General features: G+C 59.0%; 11 protein-coding genes and 1 pseudogene. 4 read left to right on the top strand and 8 right to left on the bottom strand.

Annotated elements, in window-relative coordinates; genetic code table 11:
* Positions 1 to 124 precede the first annotated feature (124 nt).
* From DPM33_RS37165 to DPM33_RS30260, 3 genes and pseudogenes are all read right to left on the bottom strand, one after another.
* Positions 125 to 514 (bottom strand): transposase, encoded by a 390-nt coding sequence (locus DPM33_RS37165; RefSeq protein WP_245442522.1) that lies wholly within the window; start codon positions 512 to 514, stop codon positions 125 to 127.
* Between the two features lie 125 nt (positions 515 to 639).
* Positions 640 to 705: pseudogene (locus DPM33_RS37160) on the bottom strand (hypothetical protein); the annotation flags it as partial.
* Between the two features lie 215 nt (positions 706 to 920).
* On the bottom strand, positions 921 to 2,153 hold the full coding sequence (locus DPM33_RS30260; RefSeq protein WP_245442485.1) for a M24 family metallopeptidase: 1,233 nt from the start codon (positions 2,151 to 2,153) through the stop codon (positions 921 to 923).
* A gap of 609 nt (positions 2,154 to 2,762) precedes the next feature.
* Between DPM33_RS30260 and DPM33_RS30255 the strand changes: the two genes are divergently transcribed.
* From DPM33_RS30255 to DPM33_RS30245, 3 genes are all read left to right on the top strand, one after another.
* Complete coding sequence (locus DPM33_RS30255; RefSeq protein ID WP_112101100.1) at positions 2,763 to 4,241, top strand: NAD-dependent succinate-semialdehyde dehydrogenase; 1,479 nt, start codon at positions 2,763 to 2,765, stop codon at positions 4,239 to 4,241.
* Between the two features lie 12 nt (positions 4,242 to 4,253).
* A complete protein-coding gene (locus DPM33_RS30250; RefSeq protein ID WP_112101044.1) occupies positions 4,254 to 5,657 on the top strand; it encodes an aspartate aminotransferase family protein in 1,404 nt (467 codons plus the stop codon).
* A 302-nt stretch (positions 5,658 to 5,959) separates the two neighbouring features.
* Positions 5,960 to 7,030, top strand: a complete 1,071-nt coding sequence (locus DPM33_RS30245; RefSeq protein ID WP_112101043.1) for a GlxA family transcriptional regulator — start codon at positions 5,960 to 5,962, stop codon at positions 7,028 to 7,030.
* Between the two features lie 36 nt (positions 7,031 to 7,066).
* Here DPM33_RS30245 and DPM33_RS30240 read toward each other — a convergent pair whose 3' ends face one another.
* From DPM33_RS30240 to DPM33_RS30225, 4 genes are all read right to left on the bottom strand, one after another.
* A complete protein-coding gene (locus DPM33_RS30240; RefSeq protein ID WP_112101042.1) occupies positions 7,067 to 7,720 on the bottom strand; it encodes an IS630 family transposase in 654 nt (217 codons plus the stop codon).
* Positions 7,626 to 8,018, bottom strand: coding sequence for a helix-turn-helix domain-containing protein (locus DPM33_RS37155; RefSeq protein WP_112101099.1), 393 nt, complete (start codon positions 8,016 to 8,018; stop codon positions 7,626 to 7,628). Before DPM33_RS37155 ends, DPM33_RS30240 begins: the two co-directional genes overlap by 95 nt.
* Before the next feature lie 405 nt (positions 8,019 to 8,423).
* A complete protein-coding gene (locus tag DPM33_RS30230; protein ID WP_112101041.1) occupies positions 8,424 to 9,614 on the bottom strand; it encodes an IS91 family transposase in 1,191 nt (396 codons plus the stop codon).
* A gap of 13 nt (positions 9,615 to 9,627) precedes the next feature.
* Positions 9,628 to 10,488 carry a site-specific integrase gene (locus DPM33_RS30225; protein ID WP_112101040.1) on the bottom strand — a complete coding sequence of 287 codons (861 nt, stop codon included), beginning with the start codon at positions 10,486 to 10,488 and terminating at the stop codon, positions 9,628 to 9,630.
* Between DPM33_RS30225 and DPM33_RS37820 the strand changes: the two genes are divergently transcribed.
* Complete coding sequence (locus tag DPM33_RS37820) at positions 10,418 to 10,888, top strand: hypothetical protein (protein WP_425373603.1); 471 nt, start codon at positions 10,418 to 10,420, stop codon at positions 10,886 to 10,888. The genes DPM33_RS30225 and DPM33_RS37820 overlap by 71 nt on opposite strands.
* Before the next feature lie 71 nt (positions 10,889 to 10,959).
* Here the strand turns inward: DPM33_RS37820 and DPM33_RS30215 are convergent, their stop codons facing one another.
* Positions 10,960 to 11,811 carry an alpha/beta fold hydrolase gene (locus DPM33_RS30215; RefSeq protein WP_112101039.1) on the bottom strand — a complete coding sequence of 284 codons (852 nt, stop codon included), beginning with the start codon at positions 11,809 to 11,811 and terminating at the stop codon, positions 10,960 to 10,962.
* Positions 11,812 to 12,132 lie beyond the last annotated feature (321 nt).

Raw genomic sequence — 12,132 nt, 5'->3', positions numbered from 1 at the left:
AGCACATCAGTGCAACCTCCCAATTCGATTATGCTAAGCTGTCAGCTAGGCCTCGCGGACAAAGGGTAACCAAAGCTTGACTGCTGCTATGGCGACGAAGCCGAGATAGGACTCTCTTGTCTTGTCATGTTTGGTGGCGACGCGCCGCCAATTCTTGAGCTTGTTGAACAGCCGCTCGATCGGGTTGCACCACTTGTATTTCGGCAATGTGCGGCGCGGGGTCCTTGCGGTTGCGCTTGGCTGGGATGACGGCCTCGATCTCGGCCTTTGCCAACTCCTCCCGAATGGCGTCGGCATCATAGCCCTTGTCGGCCAGCAGCGCTTCGATCTTGTCGGCGGTCATCCGCAGCAGTGGCGCGAAGCCCTTGATGTCGTGTGCTTCTCCGCCCGTCAGGACGAAGACGAGCGGGCGGCCTTTGGCGTCGCAGCGGGCATGCAGCTTGGTGGTGAAGCCGCCGCGCGAGCGACCAAGCGCCTCTGTCTGCTGGGTCCCCTTTTTATGCCGACTGCGCAGTGATGCGCCCTGACAATGGTTGAGTCGATCATGTCGGCGGTGGCGTCTCGCTCGACCATCTCGGCCAGCGCTTCGAGCATGGCATCGAACACGCCCGTTTCAACCCATCGTCGGTATCGGCGGAACACACTGTTCCACTTACCGTATTCGCCGGGCAACTGCCGCCATTGCGCACCGTCCGCGCCATCCACATCATGCCCACGAAATAGAGCCGGTGTCTTGTGCCGGTCGACACCCGCGCCCGCGCTCAGGCGGCAACAGTGGTCCAATCAGCGTCCATTCCTCGTCCATCAGACCAATGCGTTCGCCCAAGGCTTCCTCCAAAAAGAAGCCTTGAATCAATCAGCGAGTGTCACGTCAACCTGTGTCCACGAAGCCTAGTTCACGACTTATCCTAAGCTGTCAGCTAGTTCACGACTATCAACTCGCGGGCAACATCAGCTAGGCGCTCGCCACCCTTTTCGGTAACAACAATCGACTCCGATATTGCGGCTCCGAACGCAGGCGGCCTGACCCCAGATTGGAAATGGAAGCACATGCCCGCCTGGAGCACAGTCTTTTCGCCGGCGCGAATGCTCACGGTACGTTCGCCCCAGTCCGGCGGAAAATTCATGCCAATTGAGTACCCGGAACGGCCTTTCTTGGTGTAGCCACGGCGGTTGAGAACGCTATGCCAGACGGCATTCACCTCGTCGACGACTACACCGGGCTTTGCCATTTCGAGTACAGCGTCGCCACCTTCCACTATGGCATTGGCGAGATGCCTGACCTCTGCGGGTGGCTTTCCCATATAAATGGTACGCGTTAGCGGCGCATGATAATGACGTCTCGCTGCCGCAACTTCCAAGAGAATCAGTCCCGATGACGGCAATGGTTCATCCGACCACGTGAGGTGCGGAGCGTTCGTCTTTTCGCCAACCTGAATCAACGGACAAAGGCTAGTATAATCGCCGTATTTTCCGCCAACACCTCTTGTTTGAGAGGCGTAAATCTGAGCGACGATTTCGTACTCCGGGACTCCCGGCTTCAGATTTTCGATCGCCGTTCGCATGGTGTGGCTGACAATCAGGCCCGCTTCTCTCATATAAACGAGTTCAGCGTCGGATTTAACTAGTCTCGCCCAATTAACCAGTCCGCGGCTGTCGGAGAACTTTGCATTTGGAAGCCCTTTAATAAGGTGCTGGTGTGCTCGCGCAGTGTAGAAATGCGCATCGAGTTCGACCCCTATGCGATCGGATCCCCATCCACGTAATTTTATGATTTCGCTGACTTCGTCGTAGGGATGCAGTTCCACATGATGGAGTCGGTCATCGGAAAAATTGATGATGTTCTCAGCAGGCAGATCCGTCGTAGCACGAGCACCGTTTACGTCAACCAGCCGTCCAATCCACATCGGCGATTCTGATTGCAGGTGCAGTAGGACAACTTGGGGCGTGTAGAAGGACCAGGCGTCGTAACCGGTCAGCCAGCACATATTTGCGGGATCTTGGCAGATTAATAGGTCCAGTCCTGCTTGCTCCATCCGTGTCTTCACGTCATGAACACGGCGTTGGTACTCCGCAGGCAGAAAGGGTTTCTGATACGTCATTTCGTAGTCGTCCTCTGCACCTAGATCGGCCAAGCATTCTGCTAATGCCATTCGTACTAATCGAAACAACATAGCATGCATCCCAGGACTACTTGGCGCGGACCCCGCGGGCCAGCCGCAGAAAACCTGCGTTTTTGGCGCTTTGCGCGCAGTTTCGCTTCCCGTTGTGATAGACTTTGGCGCCGCGACCGCGGCTCTTCTTGTGCCGACGGCAAGGGAGGAGGTGCGAGCGTAGGTTTGGCACCTCAAATTTCCAGATCCATCGCGACGATCGCTCAGAGCGACCTCTCGCATGAAGTTCACTCACCGGGTCGCCCGGATCGTTCTTTGAGTGATGCACTCTTGGATGATCGAAGCGCCACGACAACTGTGCCGTGCATACTGCGGAATATACGTGTCCGGCACACCTGGCCACAGCGGACTTACCAGCTACGCCGCGCTCGAGACTTGACGCGTCGCTGTCGTCGCCCATGCGTAGACTGGTACGAATGCCACCTCCTTTGATGGTCCATAAAAGCAAGCGGGGAGAGCAGACGGCGAAAAACTCAGCAGAACCTCATTATTCGCAGGAGAACGTCCTGGCAGCGCTACACAGCGCTGCCAATCATCGCAGTCGTGGGGCTAGTTTGATGAAGACGAGCAGCCGATATGGAGTTACACATGAAAGGTTCCGCGACCCCAGCATTAATGAGGCTCAAACGGCAGGACCTTCTGCAAAAATGCGCCTACGTGAATGGCGCTTGGCTATCAAAGGTTGAAACAATCTCGGTCGTGGACCCGGCTACTGGCGAGAAACTGGCCCAGGTGGCAGCCTGTGAGAGATCCGATGTAGATACTGCAGTCAGCTTCGCGATCACCGCATTTCAACGATGGCGCGATGTTCTTCCTTCGGAACGCGGCGCGCACCTGCGGAAATGGGCCGCAGGTATGCGCGAGAATGCGGAAGACCTTGCCGCTATCATGACTGCCGAGCAAGGTAAGCCATTGACCGAGGCGCGCAGTGAGATTTCATACGCCGCTAGTTTTCTTGACTGGTTTGCAGCGGAGGGTGAGCGGGCATATGGTGAGACCATCCCGAGCCATCTTGCGAGAAGCCGACTCTCTGTGCAGATGCAGCCGGTCGGAGTGACGGTCGCTATCACCCCTTGGAACTTTCCGTCGGCGATGATCACCAGAAAAGCAGGAGCCGCGCTGGCTGCCGGCTGCACCATGATTGTCAAGCCGGCCCCGGAAACGCCCTTGTCAGCTCTGGCGCTTGCTCGTCTTGCCGAGGACGCGGGAGTTCCCGCCGGTGTGTTTCAAGTGATCACGGGAGAGGCTGCCCCGCTCGCAAAACGGCTATTGGATCACAGCGATGTGCGGGCATTCTCCTTCACTGGCTCGACCGAGATCGGTCGGATCTTGCTCGAGCAGTCGGCAAAAACCCTGAGGAAGGCTTCACTTGAGCTCGGCGGCAATGCTCCTTTTATCGTTTTCGATGACGCCCCGTTGGAGACTGCCGTAGCTGGATGCATGGCAGCCAAATTCGCCACGTCCGGTCAGGACTGCCTGGCAGCCAACAGGATCTATGTCCAGGGGGGAAGTTATCAGCGCTTTGTGCACGAATTCGCGAAGGCCACCAGCAAACTGAAAGTCGGGAACGGATTCGAACCCGGGGTCGACATTGGCCCAATGACTAAACCATCCGTCGTCGAAAAGTGCAGGCGACAGATTTCTGAAGCTCTTTGTGCCGGAGCCCGCATCGTTGTTGGTGGACAGGACAGTCCTCTCGGGGGAAATTTCGTGACCCCGACTGTTCTCGCCGACGTCACGGACGGCATGCTGATCGCCAAGGAAGAGACCTTTGGGCCGGTGGCTGCAATCCTTCCGTTCGATAGAGAGGCGGAAGTGGTTGCGCGAGCCAACAATTCGGAAATGGGCCTTGCGGCTTACGTTTACACAAGAGATCTGAACCGCGCCATGCGGGTGACCGATCAGTTGGAGTACGGCATGGTCGCGGTCAACACCCCGAAATTCACCGGCGCTCCCATACCGTTCGGCGGGTGGAAGCAATCTGGCCTCGGCCGCGAGGGCTCAAGACATGGTCTCACCGAATATCTCGAACCCAAATACGTGTGCATCAGTAACATCGCAGACTAAAAGGAAAGCCGTATGACTATCGACATCAAGGATATCAGCCAGAAGGATAGAAACGCTGTCCTGCATCCTTTCACGCAACTGAAGGATTTTGCCACCGGCAAGCTTGGTGATCCGACCATCATCGAGACGGGTGAAGGCATTCGCATCCAAGATGCGCATGGCAACCGACTAATCGACGGATTCGCCGGCCTTTATTGCGTCAACGTCGGGTATGGCCGCACCGAAGTCGCTGAGGCGATTTCCCGCCAGGCTTTCCGTCTGGCCTACTACCATTCCTACGCTGCCCACACAACGGACGAGCTCGCAATCCTTTCCGATCGCCTCGTAAAGATGGCGCCGGGCAAGATGAGCAAGGTCTTCTATGGCATGTCCGGCTCGGATGCGAACGAGACCCAGGCCAAGCTTGTTTGGTACTACAACAATCTACGGGGCAAGCCGAACAAGAAAAAGATCATCTCGCGTGAACGCGGCTATCACGGGTGCAGCGTCGTGTCCGGCTCAATGACGGGCATGAGCTTCTATCACGACCATATGGACCTGCCGCTCTCGCAGATCGTTCACACCGGTGTTCCACATCACTACTGGGGCGCCAACCCTGGCGAGTGCGAACGCGAATTTTCAGCGCGGCGCGCCGAGGAACTTGATCAGCTGATCGAACGCCTAGGCCCGGACAATGTTGGCGCCTTCATCGGCGAGCCGGTGCTCGGCACTGGCGGCATCACGCCTCCGCCGGAAGGCTATTGGGAAGCAGTCCAAGCCGTGCTCAAAAAACACGATGTGCTGCTCATTGCAGATGAAGTCATCACCGGCTTTGGTCGGACTGGCTCCATGTTCGGCTCGCATCGCTACGCTATAGAACCAGACCTCGTCACGATCGCAAAGGGTCTTACGTCGGCCTATTTCCCCCTTTCCGCGGCACTCGTCGGTGAAAAGATCTACAAGGTCCTGGAGGACGAGGCGGACAGGGTCGGCGCATTCTCGCACGGTTACACCTATTCAGGTCATCCGATCGGGGCTGCCGCGGCCAACGCGGTACTGGACATCGTCGAGAAAGAAGACCTTCCGGGGAACGCTCGCGAGGTCGGTGCATTTTTCCAAGCGCTGCTGAAGGAAAAATTCGCGCAGTTGCCTATCGTCGGCGAAGTGCGCGGCGTCGGCCTCATGGGCGCAATCGAGTTCGTGACCGATCGCGACAAAAAGAGGCGTTTTGATCCCACGCTCAAGGTAGGTGCACGAATTTCCAAGGCAGCGCGTGAACGCGGGCTTATCGCTCGCGCCATGCCGCATGGTGACATTCTGGGCTTCGCTCCTCCCTTGGTGACAACCAAGGCTGAGGTCGAAGAAATCGTTGGCATCGCAGAAAGTGCAGTGCGCCTCGTTATGGATGAGCTCACGCGAGATGGGCTTTACATCTGAGGCGAACGGCAGCCGGGCTTGAGGGTGTCATTACACACCGCTCTATCGAGCGATCACCCGGTGGCGAGGCGCGGTGGGCCGGCGCCGAAAAAAGCGCCCAAGAGCGGAGCTTAGCCCGCTCTGGAATCCGGCGCGATCGAGCTTTCGACGCAGCTAGCACGGCTTTTTCGCCAGAATGCTGTCGAACAGGTTCGATAGCCATTTTGCATGCTGCCCTGGTCCCCAACGAAGGAGTAGTCGCGCAGTTCGCATGATGCCGCGGGAAGCACGACAGACCAGGCTAGGAGAAAGGGAACCCGGGGATGCTAGACTCACAGTCCACATGCCGAAATTTTTGCTTTTACCTCCTGCCGGACTTTTCGCTCCAGGCCTTCTCGTCGGCAGTAGAAGCGTTGAGACTCGCCAACGAAGTGTTGGGGCGGGACGTGTATAGGTGGCAGGTCATTTCAGACGACGGGGAGCCCGTGGCCTCAAGTTGCGGGTTGTTGGCGTGCACCGGATCGTCGTTGTCCTTCGAACGTGAAAAGAGTCGTCGATTAATCTCGGCCCCGGCCGTCGTTGTCGTCGGAGGTCAGAATGCTCCTCGCCCACACAAACAGCTTGACGCCTGGTTACGAGAGTGTCGCAATCGCCGCAGCAGCCTTGTAGGGATAAGTAGCGGCACGATTGTGCTCGCTCGAGCCGGACTTGCAGAAGGGCGGCGTTGCGCGATTCACTGGGAACAATTTCCTATATTTTCGGAGCGTTTTCTCGGCGTAAGTGCCACTCAAACCGCCTTCGAGCGGGATGGGGACCTGTATACCTGCGCCGGGGGAGATGCTCCCTTTGACATGTTTCTAGATTTGATTGACCACGACCATGGGACGATAGTCGTCAATCGCATTTGCGAAAAGGCCATCGCGCATAGGACCCGTTCTGCGGGTGACCGCCAACGTTTGCCTCTCCATTCTCGAGTGCGACTAAACCATCAAGCAGTTATCAAGATAATCGACAAGATGGAGGCAAACCTCACGGAGCCACTGCTATTGGACGAGCTTGTGGGACTAGCCGGCCTTTCCCGCCGTCAAATCGAGCGGCTGTTTAGGCGGGAATTGGGATGTTCTCCGAGCCGCTACTATTTGGATCTTCGTCTGGAACGTGCGCACCTGCTGCTCATCAGCTCGCGCCTGCCAGTCGTCGAAATCGCGATGGCTTGCGGCTTTGTCTCTGCATCGCATTTCTCAAAAGCGTATCGCAACGCTTACGGATGCGCGCCGCATCAATCACGATTACCAGTTTACCAACGAGAGATAGTGCGGTCGGACCGGTCGGAAAAAAGAACCCGGCAAATCGATCGGAGGCTAAGTAACGAAAGAAGGCCTAACTGCCACTAGGAGAGCGCCGCATCGTTTCTCTAAAGCGTGTCGCGGTTAATCGGCCTCATATCCGGCAGCCCTGAAGAAGTTTCTGCATTCGGTTGGCTCAAACAGATGGCAGATGTCGCCGAGGGCTTGGCAGAGTGCGTCGAAGGTTCTGGCCGCCTTCTTTCGCAGCAGCGCCTTGAGTTTTGAGTAGGCCATCTCGATCGGGTTGAGGTCGGGCGAGTATGGCGGCAAGAACAGAAGCCAGGCGCCTCTTTGGCGGACGAGTTCAGCGGCACGCTCGCCCTTGTGGAAGCCGACATTGTCGAGAACGACGACGTCGCCAGGCGATAGCTGGGGAGCGAGTTGGGTTTCGACATAGTGTTCGAAGATAGCGGCATTCATCGGCGCGTTGACGATCCACGGTGCGACAAGACCGTGGCATCGCAGCCCGGCGATAAAGGTCTGTGTCTGCCATTTGCCAAAGGGTGCATGCGTCCTGAACCGCTCGCCCTTCGGCGCCCAGCCAGTGCGTTTGGTCAGCTTGGTATTGGTCGACGTCTCATCGATGAACACCAGCCGTGCCAAGGCCTTGTTGAAGAAGCGCTTTCGCCGCCCCATCCACACCTCACGCGCCTGGCGTACGTCGGCCCGCCGCTGTTCGCTGGCCTGTAGAGTTTTTTTTATGACTGAGCCCCAGGCGATGGAGCAGCCGCCCGACATTGGAGCGGTGCACGCTCACCCCGCGCCCTTCCAGTTCGACGCAAAGCTCGTCCAGTGTCAGTTCGCCGGTCTCGGCCAACCGCGAGCGGACAAACTCCGCATGCGGCTCAAGCTTGCCGCCGCCCACATGACCCTGCCGGCGCGCTTCAAGGGATCCAGTTTGCTCGCGCAGTTTGATCAGATTGTTCACAAAGCGAGGCGAAACGCGGAAATGGCGAGCAGCCTCGCGATGCCCATGTCCCTCATCCACATACGCAACAACACGCCGACGCAACTCAAGCGGTAGCGGCTTGCCCATCGCGGTTTCCTTTCAACCGCAATGAATCATGAACTCAAACCAATGGGAATCTGGAGGCTTCTGTGAGGTCCGCGGGCACGACGGAGCCGCTCGGCACGACGTCGGACCTCATTGCAAGCCGGATTGAACGGAGCCGCGGGCAGGACTGGCGTTATGGGATTTGTAGCCCTGCGGAGCGGTGGGGATTGTCTTTGCCAGGCTGATGAACGGCGTTCGCGGTTCGACCACAGCGATGGACAGCATGGCGGAAGGCAAAACCGTGATGGCGTGAACCGTCAGACAGGTAGCAGTGGCCTGTGCCGCTGGTCTGGCTGCTTGCGGCTTTGTGCGGTGGGACAAAGGTCTGGGTGCCGGCGCGCATGGCGACGGGTGCCGAACCAGACGATGTGGACGCACTCGGCGTGATCATGAGGTGTCATTCCAGAAGGGGGTCGGCGGCGGCTGCCCGCATCGCCAGGTGGCGAGCGTGACCATCGCCCCTCCGCAGCATGGGCAGCGATGCGTCAATGCCAGGCGCTCGGCGGCGACAGCGGCGCTTTCGGCACTCGGTTCGAGATTGTTCTGCTGCTGGCTGGCCAGCAGTCGGTGGCACAGGCCGAGCCTGGCGGCGCGATGACCGTTGGCGAGGAAGCCGTAATGACGGATGCGATGGAAGCCGTCGGGCAGCGTGTGCAGGAGGAAGCGGCGGATGAACTCATCGGCATCGAGCGCCATGACCTTCGTCCTGGCGCCATGACGATAATCCCGCCAGCGGAACGCGACGCGATCTTCGGCCATGCTGACCAGCCGGGAGTTGGCGATGGCGACACGATGGGTGTAGCGGCCGAGATAGGCCAGCACCTGTTGCGGCCCGCCGAAGGGCGGCTTGGCGTAGACGACCCATTCGAGGCGACGGACTTCATCGAGCAAGCGGGCGAAGGCGTCGGGCTTTGCCAGGTGGGCGAGATCGCCGAAGAAGCCCAGCCGGCCCGCATCATGGGCCACTCGCAGTTCCTCCAGGAAGCGGCGGCGAAACAGGCGCGACAGCACGCGCACGGGTAAAAAGAATCCCGGCCTGCACGAGATCCAGCGTGTGCAGTCCGGCGAGACGCCGCCGCCCGGCACGATGCAATGCAGATGGGGATGGTAGGTGAGAGCCTGGCCCCAGCTGTGCAGCACCGCGATGAGGCCGATCTCAGCGCCCAGATGTCTGGGATCGGCGGCGATCGTGCGCAGCGTCTCGGCCGCCGCCTTGAACAGGATCGTGTAGAGCGCCGTCTTGTTGTGAAAGGCGATCGCGGCGACCTCGACCGGCAGCGTGAACACCACGTGGAAGTAGGGCACCGGCAGAAGCTCGTCCTGCCGCGCGGCGAGCCAGTCCCGGCAGGCTTGGCCCTGGCACTTGGGGCAATGCCGGTTGCGGCAGGAATTGTAGGCCACGCGGATCGCCCCGCAGGATCGGCAGCCCTCGACATGGCCGCCGAGCTCGGCCGTCCGGCAGAGCTCGATCGCGCTCATCACACGCCGCTCGACGCGCCCGAGATGGCCGTCATGGGCCTGTCGATACGCCTCGCCATAGCGGCGGAAGATATCCGCCACCTCCAGTCTCGCCGGCATGGGCGGGACCGGATCAGCCCGGCGGCACGACCTCGACGTTCAGCCGGTCGAGCGGGCTCGTCGTGCGCCGGATGAGGCCATTCGAGACCCTGGTGTAGCGCGCCGTGCTCGACAGGTTGTTGTGGCCGAGCAGAACCTGGATGATACGGATGTCGGTGCCGTTCTCCAGAAGATGCGTGGCGAAAGAGTGCCTGAGCGTGTGGACCGTCACCCGCTTGTCGATGCCGGCGGCCGCACGCGCCGAGCGACAGGCCGAATACAATACCTGTACATCGATAGGGCGATCGGCGCCGCGCCCGGGAAACAGCCAGTCCTGCGGCTTCGCCAGCCGCCAGTAAATCCGCAGGATGCGCAGAAGCTGCGCCGACAACATCACGGTGCGGTCCTTGCCGCCCTTGCCGTGCTCGACCCGAATGACGCCGCGCCCGCTGTCGATGTCGCCGACCTTCAGCCCGACGGTCTCCGAGGCGCGAAGGCCAGCTGCGTAGGCTGTGGTCAGGGCCGTGCGCGTCTTCAGGCTCGGGACCGCTTCCAGGAACCTGACCACCTCGTCGGCGCTCAACACCACTGGCAGCGTGCGTGGTAAGCGGGCGTAGACAATGCGCTCCGGGATCTCGGCATGGCCCAACGTCACGCCGTAGAAGAACCGCAGTGCGCACACCGTCTGGTTCAGCGCCGGCCACGAAATCCCCGTTGAAACCAGATGCACCTGGAAGGCGCGCACGTCCTCAAGGCCAAGCCGGTCAGGGGAGCGGCTAAAGTAGCGCGAAAACTTCGCCACCGCATGCACGTAGGATCGCTGGGTGGCCGGCGACAAATTGCGGATCGTCATGTCCTCGATCATGCGCCGGCGAAGAGGGCTCAACTCGACCATCTCATTGCTCCTGTTCTCGAGATTGCGCTTCAACAGCCACAATCCTTCAAAACAGAAACGTCACCCGCAAACCGATCCGCCAAATGCCGCGTTAGCGGCTTCGTTCAATCCTGAATCCATCAAAACGCGACGCGCTTTAGATGCGGAACCGCTCGGCGGCCGCCGGGTCGTCGAGGAAGGGCTGCTGCTCGATGTCGACGCGGCGATCGGCATCCATGTCGATCCCTCTACCGTGACCGGAAAGATTGCGGTCGGCGCGGGGGCGTCGACGCCATCGCCATCGCCTGCTCAACCGGATGATTATTCTTGTTTACTGGTGCGCGCAATTCACACGCATTGCGGTGATCGTCTCTTCGGGATGCAGACTGCAACTGGCCGGCTGCAGCGGTTGCCGTCGTAGCCCGTGAGAGCAGATGTGCACGTCCGGGAATGTTGGCTGTAGAGCAAAATGGAGTTCTGTTCGCTGCCGATTTAGACATACCTTTGACGGATGAGTCTGTTGACAGCTTCGCTCTGATCTATGTGAACGGCATGCCCTGCATTGTGCAGCAGATGGAAATCCGAATTCCTGATCAGCTTTGCCAGCTTCAGCCCTTGTTCCGGCGTTACGGTTGGGTCGTCCTTCGACCAGATAATCAACGTCTCTGACTGAAGCCGATCAAGGTAGGGGAAGATGTATCTTTGTTGTAGCCCAACATAAAGACGCATATTGGTTTCTTCTTCGGGCAGTTTCTGGAATATCTCCCATTGTCCGCGTGCGGCAGCTCGCCGATAAGCCTCTCGCTTCGCGTGTTCCACATCCTGCCCACAGGCGCGGGTGCCTTTCCACCATCTACTAACGTATTCCTCTTCGCTTGGCATCGGTCCTGAATAGTCGTAAGCCTGCTGGCAGGCCTGCATCCAAGCATCGTCACGGTCGTCTCCAAACGCTGGTGATACGGAGTTGGCGGTCAGCAGTACGAGCTTGGAAACAAGATCGGGACGCACGATTGCGACCCGCGCGGCGACGAATGATCCTTCTGAATTACCTACCAACGTGATCTGCTTCAATCCGAGCGCTTCGATGAAGCCAAGCACGTGATCCACACGACCCAGCCGGTTGATGTATTTGTGATCAGCGGGATAATCCGTCCCACCGAAATGGAGCTGGTCAATCGCGATTACTCTAAACTGGTCGGACAGGCCGTTCAGCTGCCGAACAAAGGAACTCTTTCCCTCCGCGCCGAATCCGGCACCGTGTAGAAACACAATCGGCTCACCGGCTCCGGCCTCGCAATATGAGGTCGCGATATCTCCAACCCATATGCGATGTTGAGTAATCATTTGATTCCTGGCAAAACTGGTCGTGTCAGGTTCGGCTTGGATATCGAGCGGACCGCTTGCTCATGAGTGTAGCAGCCTCACTGGGGCGCCCTTGCGCAAATCATCTTCTATCAGCGCAGGAAATCAATGCTACATCGCTGATTGCGCACACAACCACCGTTCGTTGGTGGGCTGGAAGAGTCCTCACTACCGGTATTCGCGTTCGATCATTACGAATTGTGGACATATGTCCGTGCCCACGACCTTCGGATAAGCCGTTGCTGTCTCTGGAGTGGGACATCAGCTAGCGGCGGCGACGGTAGCGCACTTCCCTGCACGGAC

The organism is Mesorhizobium hawassense (assembly GCF_003289945.1).
In the GTDB taxonomy this organism is placed as follows: domain Bacteria; phylum Pseudomonadota; class Alphaproteobacteria; order Rhizobiales; family Rhizobiaceae; genus Mesorhizobium; species Mesorhizobium hawassense.
Note: the sequence above shows the minus strand (reverse complement) of the source record. Positions and strands in the feature narration are given on the sequence as shown.

Bases quoted from the DNA above. Each gene is read 5' to 3' on its own strand.
- DPM33_RS37155 (WP_112101099.1), bottom strand. From the start codon at position 8,018: ATGGGCAAGCCGCTACCGCTTGAGTTGCGTCGGCGTGTTGTTGCGTAT.
- DPM33_RS30225 (WP_112101040.1), bottom strand. From the start codon at position 10,488: ATGGTCGAGTTGAGCCCTCTTCGCCGGCGCATGATCGAGGACATGACG.
- DPM33_RS30255 (WP_112101100.1), top strand. From the start codon at position 2,763: ATGAAAGGTTCCGCGACCCCAGCATTAATGAGGCTCAAACGGCAGGAC.
- DPM33_RS30230 (WP_112101041.1), bottom strand. From the start codon at position 9,614: ATGCCGGCGAGACTGGAGGTGGCGGATATCTTCCGCCGCTATGGCGAG.
- DPM33_RS30250 (WP_112101044.1), top strand. From the start codon at position 4,254: ATGACTATCGACATCAAGGATATCAGCCAGAAGGATAGAAACGCTGTC.
- DPM33_RS30240 (WP_112101042.1), bottom strand. From the start codon at position 7,720: ATGTCGGGCGGCTGCTCCATCGCCTGGGGCTCAGTCATAAAAAAAACT.
- DPM33_RS30215 (WP_112101039.1), bottom strand. From the start codon at position 11,811: ATGATTACTCAACATCGCATATGGGTTGGAGATATCGCGACCTCATAT.
- DPM33_RS30260 (WP_245442485.1), bottom strand. From the start codon at position 2,153: ATGGCATTAGCAGAATGCTTGGCCGATCTAGGTGCAGAGGACGACTAC.
- DPM33_RS30245 (WP_112101043.1), top strand. From the start codon at position 5,960: ATGCTAGACTCACAGTCCACATGCCGAAATTTTTGCTTTTACCTCCTG.